At 64.0% G+C, this 627-nt stretch carries 1 protein-coding gene; it reads left to right on the top strand.

Annotation, left to right across the window (positions count from 1 at the left end):
* Window positions 1-624: amino acid ABC transporter ATP-binding protein (locus DIE02_RS35245; protein ID WP_148093156.1), on the top strand; the 624-nt coding region annotated here is incomplete at its 5' end.
* Between the last annotated feature and the right edge of the window lie 3 nt (window positions 625-627).

Genomic DNA, 627 nt, shown 5'->3' with positions numbered 1-627 from the left:
CCGTCCGGCTCGGGCAAGTCGACGCTGATCAAGACCGTGAACGGCCTCGAGCCGTTCCAGCAGGGCGAGATCCTCGTGAACGGCCAGCCGGTCGGCGACAGGAAGACGAACCTGTCGAAGCTGCGCTCGAAGGTCGGGATGGTGTTCCAGCATTTCGAGCTGTTCCCGCACCTGTCGATCGCCGGGAACCTCACGCTCGCGCAGGTCAAGGTGCTCGGCCGCGGCAAGGACGAAGCGGCCGAGAAGGGCATGAAGCTGCTCGATCGCGTCGGCCTGAAGGCGCATGCGCACAAGTTTCCGGGCCAGCTGTCGGGCGGCCAGCAGCAGCGGGTCGCGATCGCGCGCGCGCTGTCGATGGACCCGATCGCAATGCTGTTCGACGAGCCGACGTCCGCGCTCGATCCCGAGATGATCAACGAAGTGCTCGACGTGATGGTCGAACTCGCGCAGGAAGGCATGACGATGATGGTCGTCACGCACGAGATGGGCTTCGCGAAGAAGGTCGCCCATCGCGTGATCTTCATGGACCAAGGCGCGATCGTCGAGGACGACCGCAAGGACGATTTCTTCTCGAATCCGAAGTCGGACCGCGCGAAGGACTTCCTCGCGAAAATCCTGCACTGAGCG

Source organism: Burkholderia sp. Bp8991, assembly GCF_003853795.1.
Lineage (GTDB): Bacteria > Pseudomonadota > Gammaproteobacteria > Burkholderiales > Burkholderiaceae > Burkholderia.
Note: the sequence above shows the minus strand (reverse complement) of the source record. Positions and strands in the feature narration are given on the sequence as shown.